Annotated in this window: 18 protein-coding genes; 12 read left to right on the top strand and 6 right to left on the bottom strand. The window is 60.2% G+C overall.

Annotated elements, in window-relative coordinates; translation table 11 throughout:
* Nucleotides 1-26 precede the first annotated feature (26 nt).
* The 6 genes from tkt (at nucleotide 27) to EV130_RS22920 (ending at nucleotide 9,222) form a co-directional block, all read left to right on the top strand.
* The gene (gene tkt, locus EV130_RS22945; protein WP_074062411.1) at nucleotides 27-2,000 is read left to right on the top strand and encodes a transketolase; all 1,974 of its coding nucleotides are present in this window, start codon (nucleotides 27-29) and stop codon (nucleotides 1,998-2,000) included.
* 57 nt (nucleotides 2,001-2,057) lie between these two features.
* The gene (gene gap, locus EV130_RS22940) at nucleotides 2,058-3,068 is read left to right on the top strand and encodes a type I glyceraldehyde-3-phosphate dehydrogenase (RefSeq protein WP_132552436.1); all 1,011 of its coding nucleotides are present in this window, start codon (nucleotides 2,058-2,060) and stop codon (nucleotides 3,066-3,068) included.
* Nucleotides 3,069-3,643: 575 nt separating this feature from the next.
* Nucleotides 3,644-5,506: a potassium/proton antiporter gene (locus EV130_RS22935; RefSeq protein WP_132661520.1), complete on the top strand. Its 1,863-nt coding sequence runs from the start codon at nucleotides 3,644-3,646 to the stop codon at nucleotides 5,504-5,506.
* 71 nt (nucleotides 5,507-5,577) lie between these two features.
* A complete protein-coding gene (locus EV130_RS22930; protein WP_074062413.1) occupies nucleotides 5,578-6,777 on the top strand; it encodes a phosphoglycerate kinase in 1,200 nt (399 codons plus the stop codon).
* Between the two features lie 224 nt (nucleotides 6,778-7,001).
* Entirely contained in the window at nucleotides 7,002-8,027 is a 1,026-nt protein-coding gene (locus tag EV130_RS22925) for a class I fructose-bisphosphate aldolase (RefSeq protein ID WP_132661518.1), read from the top strand.
* Between the two features lie 277 nt (nucleotides 8,028-8,304).
* Nucleotides 8,305-9,222 (top strand): PhzF family phenazine biosynthesis protein, encoded by a 918-nt coding sequence (locus EV130_RS22920; RefSeq protein ID WP_132661516.1) that lies wholly within the window; start codon nucleotides 8,305-8,307, stop codon nucleotides 9,220-9,222.
* Here the strand turns inward: EV130_RS22920 and EV130_RS32670 are convergent.
* A complete protein-coding gene (locus tag EV130_RS32670) occupies nucleotides 9,219-9,383 on the bottom strand; it encodes a hypothetical protein (RefSeq protein ID WP_022715794.1) in 165 nt (54 codons plus the stop codon). The two genes, EV130_RS22920 and EV130_RS32670, sit on opposite strands and share 4 nt — an antisense overlap.
* 171 nt (nucleotides 9,384-9,554) lie before the next feature.
* Between EV130_RS32670 and EV130_RS22915 the strand changes: the two genes are divergently transcribed.
* The 3 genes from EV130_RS22915 to rcdA all read left to right on the top strand — a co-directional run bounded on the left by EV130_RS22915 (nucleotide 9,555) and on the right by rcdA (nucleotide 11,939).
* On the top strand, nucleotides 9,555-10,835 hold the full coding sequence (locus EV130_RS22915; RefSeq protein WP_074063313.1) for an MFS transporter: 1,281 nt from the start codon (nucleotides 9,555-9,557) through the stop codon (nucleotides 10,833-10,835).
* Between the two features lie 21 nt (nucleotides 10,836-10,856).
* Nucleotides 10,857-11,048, top strand: a complete 192-nt coding sequence (locus EV130_RS22910) for a DUF1192 domain-containing protein (protein ID WP_074062415.1) — start codon at nucleotides 10,857-10,859, stop codon at nucleotides 11,046-11,048.
* Nucleotides 11,049-11,423: 375 nt separating this feature from the next.
* Complete coding sequence (gene rcdA, locus EV130_RS22905) at nucleotides 11,424-11,939, top strand: protease adaptor protein RcdA (protein ID WP_074062416.1); 516 nt, start codon at nucleotides 11,424-11,426, stop codon at nucleotides 11,937-11,939.
* A 304-nt stretch (nucleotides 11,940-12,243) separates the two neighbouring features.
* Here rcdA and rpmE read toward each other — a convergent pair whose 3' ends face one another.
* Complete coding sequence (gene rpmE, locus EV130_RS22900) at nucleotides 12,244-12,465, bottom strand: 50S ribosomal protein L31 (RefSeq protein ID WP_027508080.1); 222 nt, start codon at nucleotides 12,463-12,465, stop codon at nucleotides 12,244-12,246.
* A gap of 191 nt (nucleotides 12,466-12,656) precedes the next feature.
* Between rpmE and EV130_RS22895 the strand changes: the two genes are divergently transcribed.
* The gene (locus EV130_RS22895; RefSeq protein ID WP_074063314.1) at nucleotides 12,657-14,459 is read left to right on the top strand and encodes an ABC transporter transmembrane domain-containing protein; all 1,803 of its coding nucleotides are present in this window, start codon (nucleotides 12,657-12,659) and stop codon (nucleotides 14,457-14,459) included.
* 3 nt (nucleotides 14,460-14,462) lie between these two features.
* Here EV130_RS22895 and EV130_RS22890 read toward each other — a convergent pair whose 3' ends face one another.
* A complete protein-coding gene (locus tag EV130_RS22890) occupies nucleotides 14,463-15,680 on the bottom strand; it encodes an adenylate/guanylate cyclase domain-containing protein (RefSeq protein ID WP_132552439.1) in 1,218 nt (405 codons plus the stop codon).
* A 235-nt stretch (nucleotides 15,681-15,915) separates the two neighbouring features.
* On the opposite strand from EV130_RS22890, the gene EV130_RS22885 reads away from it, so the two are divergent.
* Together EV130_RS22885 and EV130_RS22880 are read left to right on the top strand one after the other, a co-directional pair.
* Complete coding sequence (locus EV130_RS22885; RefSeq protein WP_074063316.1) at nucleotides 15,916-16,899, top strand: Bug family tripartite tricarboxylate transporter substrate binding protein; 984 nt, start codon at nucleotides 15,916-15,918, stop codon at nucleotides 16,897-16,899.
* Nucleotides 16,900-16,965: 66 nt separating this feature from the next.
* On the top strand, nucleotides 16,966-17,154 hold the full coding sequence (locus EV130_RS22880) for a YegP family protein (protein WP_074062417.1): 189 nt from the start codon (nucleotides 16,966-16,968) through the stop codon (nucleotides 17,152-17,154).
* Nucleotides 17,155-17,184: 30 nt separating this feature from the next.
* Here the strand turns inward: EV130_RS22880 and EV130_RS34015 are convergent, their stop codons facing one another.
* From EV130_RS34015 to EV130_RS22865, 3 genes are all read right to left on the bottom strand, one after another.
* Nucleotides 17,185-17,394, bottom strand: a complete 210-nt coding sequence (locus EV130_RS34015; RefSeq protein WP_132552440.1) for a hypothetical protein — start codon at nucleotides 17,392-17,394, stop codon at nucleotides 17,185-17,187.
* A 430-nt stretch (nucleotides 17,395-17,824) separates the two neighbouring features.
* Nucleotides 17,825-18,856 (bottom strand): peptidoglycan -binding protein, encoded by a 1,032-nt coding sequence (locus tag EV130_RS22870; RefSeq protein ID WP_074062419.1) that lies wholly within the window; start codon nucleotides 18,854-18,856, stop codon nucleotides 17,825-17,827.
* 3 nt (nucleotides 18,857-18,859) lie between these two features.
* On the bottom strand, nucleotides 18,860-19,954 hold the full coding sequence (locus EV130_RS22865) for a flagellar motor protein MotA (protein WP_074062420.1): 1,095 nt from the start codon (nucleotides 19,952-19,954) through the stop codon (nucleotides 18,860-18,862).
* Nucleotides 19,955-20,049: the final 95 nt, after the last annotated feature.

Raw genomic sequence — 20,049 nt, 5'->3', positions numbered from 1 at the left:
CGACACCGGAACCCCGTGGAAAAGCCATGACCTCTCCCGCACAACATGACAGGATGGCGAATGCGATCCGTTTTCTCTCCATGGATGCCGTCGAAAAGGCAAATTCGGGCCATCCGGGCTTGCCGATGGGCATGGCAGATGTCGCCACCGTTCTCTTTACGAAATACCTGAACTTCGATCCCAAGCGGCCGCACTGGCCAAACCGCGACCGCTTCGTGCTGTCGGCCGGTCATGGCTCCATGCTGCTTTATTCGCTGCTTTATTTGACCGGCTATCCGGACATGTCCATCGAGGACATCAAGAATTTCCGCCAGCTCGGCTACAAGACAGCCGGCCATCCCGAATACGGTCATGCGACCGGTATCGAAACCACCACCGGCCCGCTTGGACAGGGCATCGCAAATTCGGTCGGCATGGCGATCGCCGAGCGCAAGCTGCGCGAGGAGTTCGGCTCCGACCTGCTCGACCATTACACCTATGTGATCGCCGGCGACGGCTGCCTCATGGAAGGCGTCAGCCAGGAAGCCATTGCGCTGGCCGGCCACCTGAAGCTCAACAAGCTCATCGTTTTCTGGGACAACAATTCGATCACCATCGACGGCGCCGTATCGCTGTCGGATTCGACCGACCAGGTCGCGCGCTTTAAGGCAGTGCACTGGAACACGATCGAAGTCGATGGCCATGATCAGGCTGCCATTGCCGCCGCTATCGAAGCAGCGCAGAAGGCCGACCGTCCGACACTGATCGCCTGCAAGACGATCATCGGCTTCGGCGCGCCCAACAAGCAGGGCACCCACAAGGTGCACGGCAACCCGCTCGGCGCAGATGAAATCGCCGCTACCCGCGAGGCGCTGAACTGGGACGTCGAAGCCTTCACCGTCCCGGCCGACATTCTGGAAGCCTGGCGCAAGGCCGGCACACGTTCTGCCGAAACCATCACGGCCTGGGAGGGCCGCCTTGCTGCCTCCGAAAAGAAGGCCGAGTTCACCCGCCGCTTTGCCGGCGAATTGCCGCCCGGCTTCGATGCAGCCATCAGCGAATACAAGAAGAAGCTTGCCGAAACAAAACCGACGGTCGCCACCCGCAAGGCTTCGGAAGATGCGCTCGAAGTTATCAACGGCTTCCTGCCAGAAACGCTCGGCGGCTCCGCCGACCTGACGCCTTCGAACAACACCAAGACCAGCCAGATGAAGTCGATTACCCCGACCGACTTCTCCGGCCGCTACATGCATTACGGCATCCGCGAACACGGCATGGCGGCCGCCATGAACGGCATCTCGCTGCACGGCGGCCTGATCCCCTACGGCGGCGGCTTCCTGATCTTCTCGGATTACTGCCGCCCGCCGATCCGCCTCGCCTCGCTGATGGGTATCCGCGTCATCCACGTGCTGACCCATGACTCGATCGGCCTCGGGGAAGATGGCCCGACGCACCAGCCGGTCGAACAGCTCGCCGCACTGCGCGCTGTTCCGAACCTGATGATCTTCCGCCCTGCCGATGCCACGGAAACCGCCGAATGCTGGCAGATCGCCATTACGACGCCAAACCGTCCGTCCGGCCTGGCGCTCACGCGCCAGAACCTCTCGGCCGTGCGCATGGAATACAGCGAAAAGAACCTCTCGGCTCAGGGCGCCTACACACTCGCCGGCTCCGATGACGCCAAAGTCACGATCTTTGCATCGGGCTCCGAAGTCGAGATCGCCATTGCCGCCCGCACCACGCTGGAAGGCAAGGGCATTTCCACCCGCGTCGTCTCCGTTCCCTGCACCGAACTCTTCTTCGAGCAGCCGGAAGCCTACCGCAATGCGGTCCTTGGCAAGTCGCCGGTCAAGATCGCCGTGGAAGCCGCCGTCCGCGAAGGCTGGGACGCCTTTATCGGCCCGGAGGGCACCTTTATCGGCATGAAGAGCTTCGGCGCCTCCGGCCCATACAAGGAACTCTACAAGCATTTCGGCATCACGGCGGAAGCCGTCGTCGCCGCAGCAGAAGCCAAGCTCTAAAGGGGGAGCGTTCCGACGCTCCTCATCCGCAAGCCTATATCCAGGGAGTGAATGCAAATGACTGTAAAGGTTGCCATCAATGGCTTTGGCCGCATCGGCCGCAATGTCCTTCGCGCGATCGTTGAATCTGGCCGCACCGACATCGAGGTGGTCGCGATCAACGACCTCGGCCCCGTCGAAACCAATGCCCACCTGCTGCGCTATGACTCGATTCACGGCCGCTTCCCCGCAGTCGTCAAGGTCGAAGGCGACACGATCGTCGTCGGCAATGGCAAGCCGATCAAGGTAACGGCGATCAAGGACCCGGCGACGCTGCCGCACCGGGAACTCGGCGTCGACATCGCGATGGAATGCACCGGCATCTTCACCGCGCGCGACAAGGCTGCGGCTCACCTTACCGCCGGCGCCAAGCGCGTCATCGTCTCGGCGCCTGCCGACGGTGCTGACCTGACCGTCGTCTACGGCGTGAACCACGACCAGCTCACCAAGGAGCACATGGTCATCTCCAACGCATCCTGCACGACGAACTGCCTGGTTCCGGTCGTCAAGGTGCTGAACGACGCCGTCGGCATCGACCACGGCTTCATGACGACCATCCACTCCTACACCAACGACCAGCCGTCGCTCGACCAGATGCACAAGGATCTGTACCGCGCCCGCGCTGCCTCACTCTCGATGATCCCGACCTCGACCGGTGCGGCAAAAGCCGTCGGCCTCGTGCTGCCGGAACTGAAGGGCAAACTCGACGGCACGTCGATCCGCGTCCCGACCCCGAACGTCTCCGTCGTCGACTTCAAGTTCGTCGCCAAGAAGGCAACCACGGTTCAGGAGATCAACGAAGCCATCAAGGCTGCCGCCAACGGCAAGCTGAAGGGCGTTCTTGGCTACACCGAGGAGCCGCTGGTTTCCCGCGACTTCAACCACGACAGCCAATCGTCGATCTTCGCAATCGATCAGACCAAGGTCATGGAAGGCACGTTCGTGCGAATTCTCACCTGGTACGACAACGAGTGGGGCTTCTCCAACCGGATGGCCGACACGGCCGTTGCGTTTGCCAAGCTCATCTGAGTTTTCGCGAAGCGGATTCAGGAAGGCGGCCTGCGAAAGCGGGCCGCTTTGGTTTGGGCACTCAAGCGCCGGTACCGGGCTCTTCGCCGCGACCTGTCGGCCGCCCGAGAGAGCGGCGTCGCGCTCATCACTCAACCATCCGCCGATTTCACCGGCGGACTTAGGACAAGATGGGCTTTTGGACGTACCGGACGATTGTCAATAAGACGATTGTCAAGGTGCCGCTGCGGGATGGAACCCTCGTGTATAGGTTCCGGAAGTGCTTCGCGGAAAAAACTGGACAGCGTCTAAGGACGCTTGAAGCAACAAAAAATTGCACTCGTCTTCTCCTTGCCCTGCTGTTGCCTGATTTACCCATACATTCTTCGCTGAGAATCTCTCCCGTAGCATCCCCAACGGCCAGCCGTCCGGCGCGCCGTTCAGCAGCATGAAGCCGCAGGCAAGCGAGGTTAAGCCGCAAGGCCTACCCTTCCGACCTGTTTTGCCGTTTACTGATGCAGGCGGAATGAAGCGTGGAGGGCGAAAATAGCTGCATGCCAGGGCGGGCTTGCGGCGGGCAATGAAAGGGGTTGGACGTGGAAGCATTCTACATCGTCGTACTGGTTTCGACGGCGCTTGTGCTTCTTGCGGCCTTCTCGAGCCTGCTTGCCTTCCGCTTCGGCGCTCCCCTGCTGCTGCTTTTCCTGGCAATCGGCCTGATTGCCGGTGTAGACGGGCTCGGCATCGAATTCAGCAACAATTTTCTCGCCTATATCCTCGGCTCGATCGCACTTGCCATCATTCTCTTCGATTCCGGCTTCGGCACGCCGCTTCAGGCCTTCAAGCTCGCGGCTATACCTTCGCTGACGCTTGCCTCGGTTGGCGTCTTGATGACCGCCGGCCTCTTTGCCGTCGTCGCCATGTGGCTGCTGGATTTCACCTGGCTCGAAGGCCTGCTGCTCGGCTCGATCGTCGCCTCCACGGATGCGGCGGCCGTCTTCTTCCTGCTGCGCATCGGTGGCATCAACATCCGTGACAAGGTGCGTTCGACGCTTGAAGTGGAATCAGGCACGAATGATCCGATGGCGATCTTCCTCACGATTGCCCTCGTCGAATTGCTAGCCAGCGGCGAAGGCTATGCCGGCATCAATATCGGCATGCTCGCGGTGTTCATCCAGGAAATGGGCCTTGGCGTCATCCTCGGGTTGCTGGGCGGCATGATGATTGCGCAGGTGGTCGGCCGGCTGGACACTGATCGCGGCCTCACGCCGATCTTCGTGCTCGGCCTTGCGATGCTGGTGTTTTCCTTTGCCGGTGCCGTCGGCGGCAGCGGTTTTCTGGCTGTCTATGTCGCCGGCATCTATGCCGGAAACCGCAAGCTTCCAGCGCTGGGATCGATCAAACGCTTTCAGGACGGCATGACCTGGCTCGCTCAGATCATCATGTTCCTAGTACTCGGCCTGCTCGCGACGCCCTCGCAGTTTCCGGCCATCATCTTGCCTGCGGTTGCACTGGCGCTGTTCCTGATCTTCGTTGCCCGTCCGCTGGCCATCTGGCTTTCGCTCCTGCCTTACGACTATACGCAGCAGGAGATCGGCTTCGTCGCCTGGGTCGGGCTTCGCGGTGCAGTTTCCATCCTGCTCGCCATCATGCCGATCCTCGGCGGGCTGCCGAACGGGCAGATCTATTTCAACACCGCCTTCATCATCGTGCTGGTCTCGCTGCTGATTCAGGGCTGGACGATCAAGCCGGTGGCCAAGAAGCTCGGCCTCATCATTCCGCCGCGCATGGGGGCCGTCGACAAGGTCGAGGTCGACCTGCCCGGTGCGGCAAACCACGAGCTGCTTTCCTATCGCGTCATCAAGGACAGTCCGATCCTTCGCGGCGAGCGCATCCCGCGCTGGGCAACGCCTTCGCTCGTCATTCGCGACGGCAAGTCGATGCGTTATCAATATGCCGGGCGGCTGCGCGAGAATGATCTGGTCTATCTGTTCATCGTGCCAAGCCATTCGCGTCTGCTTGACCGGCTTTTCGCCAGCCGCGCGCCGGTGGATGCGGACGACGCGGAATTCTTCGGTGCCTTCGCACTCTCCCCTGCCCGCCCAGCGGCCGATCTCGATGCTGCCTACGGCCCCGGCCTGCTGAACGAATCCGAAAAGGGGCTGACGATTGCCGAACTGATGAAGCAGCGCCTTGGCGGCAAGGCCGACTATGCCGATCGCGTCCGTCTCGGCTCGATCATCCTGATCGTCCGGGCCCTCGACGACCAGGACCATATTACCTCGGTCGGCATGTCGCTCGAGGCCGTCGAGCCTGCCATCACGCTGCCGATCTTCATCAATCTGCATGACATCGTCCAGCGTATCCGCGACCGCCTCAAGGGTCGCAAAAACCCGGAAGCCGCAGCGGCCAAGGGCATGCCCGACCGTGAGGAAAACGCGCGTGAAAACCACGGTTGAACGCCTTGCGTCTTGAGGCATCCTTGCTATGGTCGGCCACCTTCTAAGGCAAATAACGAACGGATAGTCCCATGCCAGCTTTCAAGACTCTCGACGACCTCAGCGGCATCGCCGGAAAGCGTGTTCTCGTCCGCGTCGACCTCAACGTGCCCGTCAAAGACGGCAAGGTGACCGACACGACGCGCATTGAACGCGTTGCGCCGACGATCCTCGAACTGTCGAAGAAGGGGGCAAAGGTTGTTCTGCTTGCGCATTTCGGCCGCCCGAAAGAGGGTCCCTCACCGGACCTCTCGCTCTCGCTGATCGCGCCGGACGTTTCCAAGGTGCTCGGCAAGCCGGTTGCCACTGCATCGGACTCGATCGGCGAAGCGGCTGCTTCGGCCGTCGCCAGCATGAAGGATGGCGATATCCTGCTTCTTGAAAACACCCGCTTCCACAAGGGCGAGGAAAAGAACGAAGCCGATTTCACCAAGGCGCTCGCTGCCAATGGCGATATCTATGTAAACGACGCTTTCTCCGCCGCCCATCGCGCCCATGCGTCCACCGAGGGCCTTGCCCACCTGCTTCCTGCCTATGCCGGCCGCACGATGCAGCAGGAGCTAGAGGCGCTCGAAAAGGGCCTCGGCAGTCCGGCCCGCCCGGTCGTTGCCATCGTCGGCGGCGCCAAGGTTTCCACCAAGATCGATCTGCTCATGAACCTCGTGAAGAAGGTGGATGCTCTGGTGATCGGCGGCGGCATGGCCAATACCTTCCTCGCCGCCCGCGGCACCAATGTCGGCAAGTCGCTCTGCGAGCACGACCTTGGCGAAACCGCAAAGCAGATCATGATCGAAGCCGCCACGGCCGGCTGCGCGATCATTCTGCCGGAAGACGGCGTTGTCGCGCGCGAGTTCAAGGCGGGTGCCGCCAACCAGACCGTCGACATCAACGCCATTCCCGAAGATGCCATGGTCCTCGACGTCGGTCCGAAGTCGGTCGAAGTGGTCAAGGCCTGGATCGAGCGCGCTCAGACTTTGGTCTGGAACGGGCCGCTCGGCGCCTTCGAAATCGCGCCTTTCGACAAGGCGACGGTGGCAACGGCCAAATACGCGGCCGAACGCACTAAGGCCGGCAAGCTCACCTCTGTCGCAGGTGGCGGCGATACTGTTTCGGCACTGAACCATGCCGGTGCCGCTGATGACTTCAGCTATGTTTCGACCGCAGGCGGCGCCTTCCTCGAATGGATGGAAGGCAAGGTCCTGCCGGGCGTTGCCGTTCTTTCCGGCAAGTGACCGTCCGGCTGATTCGGCAATCTTTACATCTGGATAAACCGCTGAAGCCTTCCGGCTTTGGCGGTCTTTTGCTCATGGGTCGAAAAAACCCAAAGTTTCAAACGATTGAAATCATTTCAATCGTTTCAATGACTTAGCGCTCCATTCTCCTGCCTATAAACTTCTGTTATCGGCGACCTATATGCATGCTTGCCGATTGTTCTTGTCGTGGAGAGAGTAAAAAAATGAGCGAACGCCTGGAAGACATTGCAGCAAAGATGGTAGCGGTTGGCCGTGGGCTTCTTGCCGCCGACGAATCGACCGGTACGATTGGAAAGCGGTTCGATACGATCGGCTTGGAATCCACTGAGACGAGCCGACGCGATTACCGCGAAATGCTCTTCCGCTCCGAAGAGGCGATGAAGAAGTTCATCTCGGGCGTGATCCTCTATGAAGAGACGCTCTATCAGAAGGCGGCCGACGGCACGCCCTTCGTCGACATCATCAAGGCTGCAGACAGCGTTCCCGGCATCAAGGTCGATACCGGCGCCAAGCCGATGGCGAAATATCCGGGCGAGACAATTACGGAGGGCCTCGACGGCCTCGCCGACCGCCTTGCCAGATATTACGAAGCCGGAGCCCGCTTCGCCAAGTGGCGCGGCGTGATCGCGATCTCTTCTTCGCTGCCGACCTGGGGTTCGATGAAGGCAAACGCTCATGCGCTTGCCCGCTATGCCGTGCTGTGCCAGCAAGCCGGTATCGTGCCGATCGTCGAGCCGGAATGCCTGATGGACGGCAAGCCGGGCGACCACAATATCGAACGCTGCGCCGAAGTCACCGAATGGACGCTGCGTACCGTCTTCGAAGAACTTGCCGATGCGCGCGTCAGCCTGGAAGGCATGATCTTGAAGCCAAACATGGTCATTGACGGCAAGAACGCCCGCAAGGCATCCGTCGCAGAAGTCGCCGAACGCACCGTCCAGGTACTGAAGCGCACGGTTCCGTCCGCAGTTCCCGGAATTGCCTTCCTTTCCGGCGGTCAGTCGACGGAAGAAGCGACAGCTCACCTTTCGGCGATCAATTCGGGATTCGAATTGCCCTGGAAGGTCACCTTCTCCTATGGCCGGGCGCTGCAGGATACGGCACTGAAGGCATGGGGCGGAAAACAGGAAAACGTCGCCGCCGGCCAGCGCGCCTTCAGCCACCGCGCCGAAATGAACAGCCTTGCCGCCAAGGGCAGCTGGAACCAGGAACTCGAAAAGGCCGCCTAGCCGCACCTTAACGCCTTTGCCGACGGGTCCTCCTGCCTCTTGCTTTCAGGGGACCCGGAGCGCCCCGTCCATGCGGGGAAAGGCTGAAAATGAAATCATGAAAAGAGCCATTCACGGCGCAGAGGCGCCGTGACTTCATTCCTGAGCCAGACACGGGAATGAAGGAGGGGAGCAAGCTTGCCAAGCTCAAGTCTTGCATTGTCACGGCGACAAGATTGCCCTTTCGTCTTCGAAACACGTCACTCATTATCGCGGCTTCCAAAGCATCGGAGCCGCAATGACTGTCCTTTCTTATTCGACCGTCGACGTTTTCACCTCTTCCCGCTTTGAAGGAAATCCGCTTGCGGTCGTTACCGGTGCGGAGCATCTCAACTCCCTGACGATGCAGAAGATCGCAGCGGAGTTCAAATATTCCGAAACCACCTTCGTCCTGCCGCCCACCGATCCCGTCAATACGGCGAATGTGCGAATCTTCACGCCGACGATGGAAGTGCCTTTTGCAGGCCATCCGAATGTCGGCACGGCTTATGTTCTCGGCCAGCAGCAGGAGATCTTCGGCAGGCCGTTCGGCGACACACTGCGTTTCGAAGAAAAAGCCGGCCTGGTTGAGGTGGCGCTTCGGCGCAGTGAAGGTCGAGTAACTGGTGCGACGATCCGTGCGCCTCGACCATTGGATATCGGAGCCGGGGTCTGCGAACAAACCATTGCGCGCTGCATCGGCATCGACGTCCGCGCAATCGTCAAGTCGACCCACCAACCGGTTTTCGTCTCCGTCGGTCTTACCTTTGCGGTCGGAGAACTCGACGGCCTGGCTTCGCTTGGAGCCGCCCGACCGAATCTCACGCACTTCCAGGAGGCCGCCGGGGCGAACGCTGAAGGCAATCACGATTTCTCGCTCTTCGTCTATGTCCGTTCGCCGGACGAGCCCTGGACAATCCGCGCGCGCATGTTCGCGCCGTTAGACAACGTTGCCGAAGATCCGGCGACCGGCAGCGCTTCGGCGGCACTCTCCGCCTATCTCGTCTCACTCGCACCGGAGCAAACCATGATCCGGCGTGTGGTGATCGAGCAAGGGGTCGAGATGGGCCGGCGCAGCATCATCGAAGTCGATGTCGTCAAGCAGGATGGCGTCGTGACGGACGTCACGATTTCCGGCAATTGCGTGCCGGTCATGCGCGGTGAGATCACCGTCTAGGCGATCAGGTCGCGGCCAAGAAGCGCGACTGCCCAAACGGCAAAGGCAATCAGGGCGATCTTCCAGAAGTCCATCCGTTGCCGCAAACCGGGCAGCCCCAGCGGCTTGATGATCTGTATAACCATGGCCAGGACGAGCAACAGCGCAAGGAGCTTTGTCATGGCATTATTTTTCCAATATTTCAGAATGTCACAGGACGGACATTATTCCGCGCGAACACAGCACTTCTTCATGCCGTAACGGCATTCCGAGCCATAATCAACACCATTGGGACAGGACGGGCAGCGTCTTGCCTTATGACTTTTCAAATCGAACTTGCCGAGAATGGGGAAATGAGAAGAAATCTGCTGTCCGTCGCCGCGCTGCTTTTCGGAACGCTTTTCCTCTTCATGGGCAATGGCCTGCAGGGCATCCTGCTTCCCGTCCGCGGCAACCTCGAAGGCTATGCCACGACCACGCTCGGCCTGCTGGGCACGTCCTGGGCGGCGGGCTTTGTCGTCGGCTGCCTCGTCGCCCCCAAGTTGGTGCGGCGCGTCGGTCATGTGCGCGCCTTCTCCGGCTTCATCTCGATCATCGCCATCATCGCCCTTGTGAGCGGCATCATCATTGATCCGATCTGGTGGATTGCGCTGCGCGCCGTCACGGGCTTTTCGACCGCCGGCACCTCGATGATCATCGAAAGCTGGCTGAACGAGCGCGCCACCAACGAAAGCCGCGGTGCAATTTTCTCGCTCTATATCGGCATCACGCTTCTGGGTGTCGTCGGCGGCCAGATGATGATCCCGCTCGAAGATGTGCGAACGCCGTTGCTCTTCATGGTCTGCGGCATTTTCTACTGCATCGCCATGCTGCCCACGACGCTCTCGACCGCAGCCTCGCCGCAGCCGCTGAAGACGGTGAAGCTCGACCTGCCTGCGCTCTACCGCAATTCGCCCGTTTCCTGCCTCGGCATCCTGATGGTCGGCATCGCCAACGGTGCCTACGGCACGCTCGGCGCGGTTTTCGGGGCAGGCGCTGGACTTTCCGACGCCAGCATCGCGATCATGATGAGCGCCACCATTTTCGCCGGTGCGCTGATGCAGCTTCCAGCCGGCCGCCTTTCCGATCGTATCGATCGCCGCTATGTTCTGGCGGCCATGTCGGCAATTGCGGCGGTCGCCGGCCTCCTGATCGTGGTGCTGCATCCCTCCTCGCCCGCGCTGCTGATCGGCCTTGTCGTCCTCTACGGAGCAGTTGCCAACACGCTCTATCCGATCGCCGTAGCGCATGCGAACGACTACGCCTCCGCCGAGGATTTCGTAAAGGTTTCCGGCGGGCTGCTGCTGCTCTACGGTATCGGCACGGTGATCGGACCAACGATCGGCGGCCCGGTGATGGCGATGACGAGCCCGCACGCGCTCTTCCTCGTCACGGCACTGTCGCATGTCTTCATCACCGCTTATGCAATGATCCGCAGCCGCATTCGCGCCGCAGTCCCGGCAAGCGAACGCGACACTTACACGACGATGCCGACCGGCACCTCGCAGATGCTGACGCCCGAAAGCATGTCGCTTGTCGAGCCGATGTCGAACAAGCCTCCCGAAAGCGACGATCCTGCTGTAAAATACGGTTGAGAACCGGACGGAGGATTGCTCATGAGCTTCATTGACGACGACCTGCCTAAGAAGAAGGCGGCTTACGAAATCGGAACCGATCTCTCCATGCTTTCCCTGGATGAGCTGAAGGAACGTGTCGAACAGCTGAAGGCGGAGATTGCCCGCATAGAGGCCGAAGTTGCAAGGAAGGCTTCGGGCCGCGCCGCAGCCGAGGGCCTTTTTCGCTCCTAGCGTCTGATCAAGGGCTGCAGGCAAGCGAAAACGCTGCCGCAAGTCTTAATACGATACAATGTTAATAGAATATTAAGCTTTATGAGATATTACTGTTCTTATCCAGATTTCGTCTGGATCTCAGACAGTTTTCCATGCGGCGAATTGGTCTGATTTTTCTCCCTGTTTTACCTTGAGAGCCGCTTTTGCGGCTCTTCTTTTTGCGCCAGCGCCGATTTCCCACGAAACTGTGGAAGTTAACCTTTTCTTAAGAAACGCCTTGCGCAATTGAGCTAAAGATATCATCCTAAAGACATGAAGACAGGCCTCTGAAACTTTTGTTTCAGGCTGGCGTTACCTGAACATATGTAGACGCGTGCAACAGGAACCATTTGAATGTCGGAACTCGGTTTGAACACCATCAGTTTTGCGGGCCGCGTTGCCGCATCCTCGCAGTTCAAGACGCTGTACGGGGAAGGCATGTCGCTGGTCGAGGAAACTGCCGCCTATCTGGATGGCAACGGCCGCGCCGCATCCAAGGTCCTGCCGCGCATGGCCTCCGTTCTCTATGCTGCCGAATCGATGCGCCTTACGACCCGCCTGATGCAGATGGCGTCCTGGCTGCTGCTGCAGCGTGCCGTCAACAACGGCGAGATGTCGCGAGACCAGGTTCTCGCCGAAAAGAACAAGGTCCGCCTCGACGGGTTCAACGTGGACCGCAATGCTCCGGGCTGGACTGATCTGCCGGAAGCCTTCCGCGATCTCGTCGAACGCTCGCTGCGCCTCCAGAACCGGGTTGCCCTTCTCGATCGTGAAATCTATCGCCCGAATGAAGCGCCGATCGTTCCGGACAATCAGAACAGCGTCCAGGCACAGCTGAGCCTGCTGCAAACGGCTTTCGGCAACAACTGAGAGCTTGCACAGGCCAAAGACAAAACCGGCTGCGTCACTCGCGGCCGGTTTTTTTTGTGACATGCTCAATGGAATAGCGACATCCAGCAAAACGCGATGCCCGCAGATGCCGTAGCAAAGAACCGGAAGACAACGGAGAGCCGTTTCGATAATCCCGGGGCCCGCATCGCGGCGATTGGTTGCTGCTTTCCCAGAGAGGATCGTGAACTGCAGCTTGAATGCCTTAGCACGCGATCAGTCTTGCTCAAGCATTAAAAAAGCCCGGAAAACCGGGCTCTTTTCAAATTCGCTACCGCAGAAGCGATTAGAGGCCGAGGCCACCGAAGCGCTTGTTGAACTTGGACACGCGGCCGCCGCGGTCCATGAGCTGCTGGTTGCCGCCGGTCCAAGCCGGGTGGGACTTGGAATCGATTTCGAGGTTCATGACAGCGCCTTCCGAACCCCAGGTCGAGCGGGTTTCGTATTCGGTGCCGTCGGTCATCACTACCTTGATGACGTGGTAGTCGGGATGGATATCAGCCTTCATAACAATCTTCCTGCGATGCCAGGGTCCAATTTGACGCAAGTCATTGCGGCAAGAGAACCGATTGAATAAATGAAGCCGCAGTCGCTAAGGCTACGGCTTCCCATTCGGATGCGGTGCCTATACATGAAGGCTGCCCCGATAACAAGGGCCTACAAGCTGCTGATCAGCGGTATTGGGCGATTGGAGATGATTTGGCAAACGCAGTGCAGACAGCCGAAAAGAAGTCGCGTTCCTTAAAGCCGCTCGCAAGGCTGGCACCCTATGTGAAGCGTTACCGCGGCATCGTCGCATGCGCGCTGGTTTCGCTTACCGTTGCCGCCGTGACATCGCTCACGCTCCCGCTTGCCGTTCGCCGCATGATCGATCATGGCTTCACCCGGGCTGACGGCACCTTCATCAACAGCTACTTTGCCATGTTGTTGGTCATCTCCGTAATACTCGCGGCCGCAAGCGCCTTTCGCTACTATTTCGTCATCACCCTCGGCGAACGCATCGTCTCGGATCTGCGCCGGGATGTCTTTGCGCATGTCACACGGCTTTCTCCCTCCTTCTTCGATGTCAACCAGTCGGGCGAGATCATGTCGCGCCTGACGGCCGATACCACGCAGATCAAATCGGCTGTCGGTGCCACGGCCTCGGTGGCGCTTCGCAACCTGATCCTCTGTCTCGGCGCGATGGTCATGATGATCGTGACGTCGCCAAAGCTTTCAAGTCTTGTGCTCGGCGCAATCCCGCTGATCGTCTTCCCGCTCGTCGGCTTCGGGCGTTCCGTGCGCAAGCGCTCCCGTGCCGCGCAGGATACGCTCGCCGAAGCTTCCGCTTTCGCCAACGAGACGATTGCTGCCACGCGCACCGTCCAGGCCTTCAACGGCGAGGATGCGGCCGCAAGCCGCTACGGCTCTGCCGTCGAATCCGCCTATGAGGCAGCACGTTCGGCCATCCGCTCGCGCGCGCTTTTGACAGGCATTGCAATCACCTTGATCTTCGGCAGTGTCGTTGCCGTGCTTTGGGTTGGGGCGCACAATGTTCTGACGGGAACGCTGTCGGCCGGCACGCTCGGGCAGTTCCTGCTCTATTCGGTCATCGCCGCCGGCTCTCTCGGCGCTTTGTCGGAAGTCTGGGGAGAACTGTCGCAGGCTGCAGGCGCCGCCGACCGGCTGAGCGAGCTGCTGGACGAAGTTCCGACGATCGCAGCACCGGAAAAACCGGAGAGGCTACCGGTTCCGGCCCGTGGACGCGTCGAATTCTCGAACGTGCACTTCGCCTATCCCTCACGCCCCGCAAAGTCGGCGCTGCATGGCCTGAGCTTCAATGTGACGGCGGGTGAAACCGTCGCCATCGTCGGCCCGTCAGGCGCCGGCAAGAGCACGGTCTTTTCCCTGCTGCTCCGTTTTTACGATCCCCAGCAGGGCAGCGTCTGCATCGATGGTGTCGACGCGCGCGAAGTAACGCCCGGCGAACTGCGCGAACGCATGGCGATCGTGCCCCAGGACGTGACCATCTTTGCCGCTTCGATCCACGACAACATCGCCTTCAGCCGCCCCGGTGCGACGCGCGAGGCGGTGCGCGCCGCAGCGATTGCCGCCCAGGCCGATGAATTCATCGCAAGGTTGGACAAGGGCTACGACACCGAGGTCGGCGAGCGCGGGATCACGCTTTCCGGCGGCCAGCGCCAGCGTATCGCCATCGCCCGCGCGATCCTGAAGAACGCCCCGACCCTTCTGCTCGACGAAGCGACGTCAGCCCTTGATGCGGAAAGTGAAACACTGGTGCAGAAGGCGCTCGACGGCCTGATGCACGGCCGCACGACGCTCGTCATCGCCCATCGCCTTGCGACCGTCCTGAAAGCCGATCGCATCCTCGTCATGGATCAGGGCCGCATCGTCGAGGAAGGCACGCATCAAAGCCTGATCCGCCACGGCGGCATCTATGCCAAGCTGGCGAAGCTGCAGTTCGATGCAGGCGCGGAAGAGTTTCTGGCTACCGCCAAATAGGGGTTACCCCCGAGGAAACGCGTAGACATCCACGGGCTCGTCCAGGCCGCGCAGCGGATAGGATCCGAGGCTTTCCAGATCGTTTTCGCACCCTGCCATTTCGACGAAGGCCTTGGACAGCAGCACAGGACGCTTAATGTCCTTGGTCAGGGTCTCCAGCCGCGATGCAATGTTGACGGCCGGACCGATGACGGTGAAGTCGAGCCGCTTGCGCGAACCGATATTGCCGTACATGACATCCCCCACATGCACGCCGACGCCATAGCGCAGCTCCACATGTCCCCTCTGCGCGTTGAAGCGATTGAGCTCGGTCATTGCCGCTTGCGCTTCCTTGATCGCCCGCAGGAGATTGCGGCAGGCATCCGGATTGGTCAGTGGAAATATGGCCAGCAGGCCGTCGCCCATGAATTTCAGGATTTCGCCGCCGTGCTTTTCGATTGGCTCCGACATGGCATCAAAATAGGCGTTGAGCAGTTCGATGACATCGTCGCGCGGCCACAAGTCGGAGATCGTCGTGAAGTCGCGCAAGTCGCAGATGAGGATCGCGGCGCCGACCGTTGCGCCGCTGCCGCGGGTCGTGGCGCCTGCAAGAATCTGCTCGCTGGCATGCGGCCCGACATAGGTCTGCAGCAAGGTGCGGGCCAGAATGTTCTTGATCCGGATCTCGGTGACAAGCGTGAGCGCCGGCAAAAGATCCTTTAGGAAGCTCAGATGGTCTTCCTCAAAGCCGCCCGGCCTGTCGCTTGAGAAGGTAATAACGTGACGTTTTCCGAGTGTGTGCTCCATGGGCCAGGCCACATAGTCCGTCAGCCCCTCGCCCTGCAACTCGCCATAGAGCGGATAGGAAGCGACTTCTTTCTCGAGATTCTGCCGCACTTCTTGGCCGCCGCTGAAGATCTCGTTCATCGGGCTGTTCAAAAATTGCGACGTTGTCTCGACGCCATAGCCGAAGGTGGTGATGTTTGCTTCCTGCAAGCCTGGACGCCAGAGGATGCGCGCGCCGAGCCATTGAGGATGCAGCGTCCGGAAATGCATCGTCGCGCGGGCGACGGGGACGCCCGAAGCTCGCAGCCGCTCGCACATCTCCACGAGTATATTGTCGATGAACCGCTGGTTGCGCGTTTCATTGATCAGCCAGTCGAGGATCTTGTGCCGGCGCACCGGCCAAAGACCGTCCTCCTCGTCCTCAACTGCCGGAAATGGGTTGGATACCGGCTGCATGTCAAACTCCACGATCTCGTCCCGCCAAGCATACACGTTCAAATGCGTCTTTCGCATAGATGGTTATCGGAGGACGGATTGTAATATCAATAGTCGCATAGTTTGCCTCAGCGACTAAAGTTGCATTTCCATGCAGCCGCTTTCGGTTGCTTTTATCCGCCTCCGCCCTACCCTTCCTTTGCCCGATTTGATGCAGTCGGGCGGCATCATCGCTGAATTCCGGGAGGAGAATCGAATGGCACTTTTCAATATGACCCGCCGCATGGCACTCGGCCTCGGCGTGCTTGCGGCCTTGAGCGCCGGAGCCGCGCAGGCCGAAGGGTTTCCGGAGCGCGCAGTTACGCTAGTCGTTCCCTTTGCCGCCGGCGGATCGACCGATGTCGTGGCGCGCATCATCGCCGAGAAGATGTCGGAAGACCTTGGTCAGCAGGTGATAGTTCAGAATGTTGCCGGTGCAGGCGGCAATCTGGGGGCGGGCAACGTTGCGCGCGCAGAACCGGACGGCTACACGATCCTGATGGGAACGGTCGCGACGCACGCGCTGAACCCGCTGATCCTTAAATCCACGCCTTACGATCCGCAAAAGGATTTCGCGCCGGTTTCACTGCTTGTCATCGTGCCGAACGTGCTCGTCGTCAATCCGGAGCTGCCTGCAAAGAACGTACAGGAACTGATCGCGCTTTTGAAGGCCGAGCCGGACAAATGGAGCTATGCTTCCTCCGGCAACGGCACGCCGCTTCATCTCTCCGGCGAATTGTTCAATTCGATGGCCGGGGTCAAGATGCAGCACATCCCGTACAAGGGTGCAGGCCCGGCGCTGACCGATCTGCTGGGCAATCAGGTGTCGATCATGTTCGATAACCTGCCGTCGTCGTCCAGCCACATTAAATCCGGCAAGCTGCGAGCGCTGGCGGTCACGACGGAAAAGCGCGCTCCATCCTTCCCCGATATTCCGACCATCGCTGAGTCCGGCGTTCCAGGTTACGAGACCTATACCTGGAACGCTCTCTTCGCGCCGGCCAATACACCCGCGGATGTTGTGGCAAAGCTCAACACCTCCGCCAACAAGGCTATGAAGGACCCGGCCGTCGCCGAGCGCATGAAAGACTTCAGCGCCACGATCGTCGGCTCCACGCCGGAGGAACTCGGCGCACATGTAAAGGCGGAACTGGCCAAATGGGGACCCATCGTCAAGGGTGCGAATATCCAGATGGAATAGGTTCAACTTTTGCACTAGATTGTCTCCCGTTAGCGAGGCAACTTCCTGATAATTGGGAGATAATCGATGTATAAATTTGAAGTGTATAAGGACAAGGCTGGCGAATTCCGTTTCCGCTTCAAGGCTTCGAACGGCGAATCGATGTTCAGCTCGGAGGGCTACAAGGCCAAGGCATCCGCGCTGAGCGCCATTGAATCCATCAAGAAGAATTCGCCAGGCGCAACGGTCGACGACCAGACCGCGGCCACGGCTTAATCAGAATGGCGGCGCTCCAAAGGCGCCGCCTCACACGGCCCTTTCCGCCAGCTTCCCCGAAAAGATGCAACCGCCGAGAAGGTCCTTCAAGCGCTTTGTAGCCGTGCATGCCGCCTCCGCCGGACCCGGCGACCGACCTGCGGCATAAAGAGCCGGCACTGCATCACCGTTCATACGGATCACCGGCAGATCGGTCTGCAGGCCGCCCAGCGACTTTTGCGAAAGGATATGCAGCCGCACGGCGATCAGGGCCTGGGTTGGGATCCATTAGCCGGTGCGGCTTTGCCGTCCCCAGCAGCTTGTCGCCAATGTGAGTTCGTGTGCCGCCAATGGCAGTGTGCATCCTTGGAACAGGCGTCGTCGATTTCCCGATCGCGCGCCGCGATCTTCCCGCGCCGATGCGCAGTGTCGGGCTGGTTTTCCCCGATCAGCGCAATTGATGCGTTCGATGCGTTCTTCCAGCGGTCATGCGAGCGATGAAATCTTCCCCTTGTCCAATAGGCTTGCACCGGCCCGGGCGGGTTCTGCTGCGAATTCCGTCCCGAACGCCTCGGCTGCATCCATCGGCATAAGTTCGCATGCCTAAACCGCAGGACTTGCCATCACGATTTCATTGATGACAGCGGATGGTGGCGGAGCCTTCGGTTTCTGCAGGCGTCTGCTTGTCCTACTATTTTTCGGTCAGCTTGAGCTCGATGCGGCGGTTGGTGGCGCGCGCTTCCGGCGTGTCGCCGGGCGCGATCGGCTGGAATTCGCCAAACCCTGCTGCAACGAGGCGATCGGAAGGCACGCCCTGCGAAATCAGGTATTTGACAACGGAGATGGCACGCGCCGAGGAAAGCTCCCAGTTGTCGCGAAAGCGGCCGGCCCCGGAAAGCGCCACACTGTCGGTATGGCCGTCGACCCGTAGCACCCAGTTGATTTCCGGCGGTATTTCCCTCGAAAGATCAAGCAGCGCAGCGGCAAGTTTCGTCATCTCCGTCGTGCCTTCAATGTTTAGATCGGAACTGCCGGACGGGAAAAGAACCTCTGACTGGAAGACGAAACGGTCGCCGACGATGCGGATATTTTCGCGGTCCGACAGGATCTCGCGCAGGCGGCCGAAGAAGTCGGAGCGGTAGCGATTGAGTTCTTGAACCCGCTGCGCCAGCGCGACGTTCAGCCGCCGGCCCAGATCGGCGATCTTCGCCTGCGAGCTCTGGTCCTTCTGCTCCGATGCCTGAAGTGCCGCCTCGACGGCCGCGATCTGGCTGCGCAGGGCCGCAATCTGCTGGTTGAGAATTTCGACCTGGCTGAGCGCCCGGTCGCTGAGCTGCTTCTGTTCGTCGAGTTCTTTCGTCAGCCCGCCTATGCGCTGTTGTGCCGCATCCTTTCCGCCGGAACCGGCATCGAGCAATGCCTGCAGCCTCGAGCGGTCACCTTCAGCAGTCGCCAGAGAAGCCTGCAGGTTGGCAACGGAATCCTCGAGATCCTGCTTGCTGCCCTTCTCAAGCGCGAGCAGCTGCGTCAGTTCGTTGATCTGGCTGTTGAGGCGGGTCAGCACTTCGTCGCGGCCGGAAATCTCGCGGCTCAGAATGAACTGGCCGACGACGAAGACCGTCAGCAGGAACATGATGGCGATCAAAAGCGTCGACAGTGCGTCGACGAAACCTGGCCAGTAGTTCATTTCGCCGTGGCGGCGGCGGTTTCTGGCGAGCGCCATGGCTTACTTGCCCTCGCTCTTTTCGGTCTGGCTGGCGCGGTGGCTTCTGTCGAGGCCACTTTGCTTTTCCTGCGCGCCGATGCGTTCGGCCAGCCGATCGAGCGTGCGGCGCATGGCCTTTGCCTCGTCCTGCTGCGCTTCGATCCAGTCGCGCAGCATCTGCTGCTCGTTGCGCATGTTCTTGACGAGCCCCTGAATGCCTTCGGCAAGACTTGCCATGGCGGCAACCGAGCGCTGGCTGCCTGCTCCGCCTTCTTCGGCAACCTTCTTCAGATAGTCCGACATCGCGCGAAGGTCCTCCGAAGACGTACCCGGGTCGAGCGCCGGAACGGCAATATCCGACCCGACATCGGTCACCGAGGAAAGCCAGTTTTCGAGTTCGGTGTAGAAGCGGTTCTGCGCCCGGCCGGCCTGAAGATCGAGGAAGCCGAGAATGAGCGAACCGGAAAGGCCAAGCAGCGACGACGAGAAGGCCTGACCCATACCCGACAGCGGCAAGGACAGACCTTCCTTGAGCGTGGTCAGCACGTCGCCGGTGCCGTTCGAGCCCGCATCCAGCGACTGGATGACACCGCTGATCGAGCCGATCGTGCCGATGAGACCCCAGAAGGTACCGAGAAGACCGAGGAAGACGAGAAGGCCGATGAGATAGCGCGACGTATCACGCGATTCATCGAGGCGGGTCGCAATCGAATCCAGAATGGAGCGCAGCGCCGTCGTCGAAAGCGTCGCCGTTGACTTACGGTTACCGATCAGCGCCCGCATCGGTGCAAGCAGTCTCGGATTGCGGTTTACCTTGTCTGCACTGCCGGCTGCGCGGAAGGAATTGAACCAGCGCACTTCCGGACGAAGCGCCAGCACATGGCTGAAGACCAGGATGATGCCGACCGCAAGCACGCCGACGATGAGGCCGTTGAGCCCCGGATTGTGCATGAACGCTGTCTGCGTCTGCCGGAAAAGGATGGAAGCGATGAAGCCGACGATGACCAGGAACAGGAGCATCGTCCAGAGGAACGGCATCGGGCTGGAAAGTTTATAGACATAGTTGCTGCTCGGTTTTTCGGTCGAGCCGAATTCCGCCGCATTCACATTTTCCATGGTTGCGCAGCCCTCCGGATTGCTTGCAGCCGAAGACTAGATCAACATTGTGCCGAATTGAAGTGCGCGGGCAGAGAAAAGCGTGTCTTTACAAC

This window comes from Rhizobium azibense (assembly GCF_004342325.1).
GTDB lineage: Bacteria > Pseudomonadota > Alphaproteobacteria > Rhizobiales > Rhizobiaceae > Rhizobium > Rhizobium etli_B.
The sequence above is the reverse complement of the archived record's forward strand: the minus strand, read 5'-3'. Positions and strand labels throughout refer to the sequence as shown.

Excerpts from the sequence above, each read along its gene's own strand:
- gap (WP_132552436.1), top strand. The coding sequence starts at position 2,058 with ATGACTGTAAAGGTTGCCATCAATGGCTTTGGCCGCATCGGCCGCAAT.
- rpmE (WP_027508080.1), bottom strand. The coding sequence starts at position 12,465 with ATGAAGGCTGATATCCATCCCGACTACCACGTCATCAAGGTAGTGATG.
- EV130_RS22890 (WP_132552439.1), bottom strand. The coding sequence starts at position 15,680 with ATGCAGCCGGTATCCAACCCATTTCCGGCAGTTGAGGACGAGGAGGAC.
- EV130_RS22885 (WP_074063316.1), top strand. The coding sequence starts at position 15,916 with ATGGCACTTTTCAATATGACCCGCCGCATGGCACTCGGCCTCGGCGTG.
- EV130_RS22870 (WP_074062419.1), bottom strand. The coding sequence starts at position 18,856 with ATGGCGCTCGCCAGAAACCGCCGCCGCCACGGCGAAATGAACTACTGG.
- EV130_RS22880 (WP_074062417.1), top strand. The coding sequence starts at position 16,966 with ATGTATAAATTTGAAGTGTATAAGGACAAGGCTGGCGAATTCCGTTTC.
- EV130_RS22865 (WP_074062420.1), bottom strand. The coding sequence starts at position 19,954 with ATGGAAAATGTGAATGCGGCGGAATTCGGCTCGACCGAAAAACCGAGC.
- tkt (WP_074062411.1), top strand. The coding sequence starts at position 27 with ATGACCTCTCCCGCACAACATGACAGGATGGCGAATGCGATCCGTTTT.
- EV130_RS22920 (WP_132661516.1), top strand. The coding sequence starts at position 8,305 with ATGACTGTCCTTTCTTATTCGACCGTCGACGTTTTCACCTCTTCCCGC.
- EV130_RS22910 (WP_074062415.1), top strand. The coding sequence starts at position 10,857 with ATGAGCTTCATTGACGACGACCTGCCTAAGAAGAAGGCGGCTTACGAA.
- EV130_RS22925 (WP_132661518.1), top strand. The coding sequence starts at position 7,002 with ATGAGCGAACGCCTGGAAGACATTGCAGCAAAGATGGTAGCGGTTGGC.
- EV130_RS32670 (WP_022715794.1), bottom strand. The coding sequence starts at position 9,383 with ATGACAAAGCTCCTTGCGCTGTTGCTCGTCCTGGCCATGGTTATACAG.
- EV130_RS22930 (WP_074062413.1), top strand. The coding sequence starts at position 5,578 with ATGCCAGCTTTCAAGACTCTCGACGACCTCAGCGGCATCGCCGGAAAG.
- rcdA (WP_074062416.1), top strand. The coding sequence starts at position 11,424 with ATGTCGGAACTCGGTTTGAACACCATCAGTTTTGCGGGCCGCGTTGCC.
- EV130_RS22915 (WP_074063313.1), top strand. The coding sequence starts at position 9,555 with ATGAGAAGAAATCTGCTGTCCGTCGCCGCGCTGCTTTTCGGAACGCTT.